The sequence below is a fragment of the Caballeronia sp. INDeC2 genome, from assembly GCF_023631325.1.
Lineage (GTDB): Bacteria > Pseudomonadota > Gammaproteobacteria > Burkholderiales > Burkholderiaceae > Caballeronia.
The window spans coordinates 1-235 of the sequence record NZ_JALQDG010000086.1 but is presented as its reverse complement, the minus strand read 5'-3'; the positions used below and the strand labels follow the sequence as shown (position 1 = coordinate 235).

The 235-nt window shown below is 54.5% G+C and carries 1 protein-coding gene; it reads left to right on the top strand.

The window, feature by feature from the left end; genetic code table 11:
* Positions 1-235, top strand: a 235-nt coding sequence (locus NCS28_RS33150; protein WP_250517983.1) for a hypothetical protein, incomplete at both ends; no start/stop codon positions are given.

Sequence of the window (235 nt, the reverse complement as noted above, 5' to 3'; positions counted from 1 at the left end):
CCGCCCGACGTCGACCTTGATGGCGCCATCGGCCACGACGATCGCTACAACAAGATGAATCGTGGGCTCGTACATGTGTATACGAGTCAGCCGCTGATCTATCCCGAAGCGCGCCTCGAGATCGTCCGGATTCGCGTTGACCGCGTCGATGCTGTCTCTTATAAACAACTGACGCTGCCGACGATCATAGATTGGTGTAGATCTAGGTGGTCGGAGTATCATTTCATATGGTTGG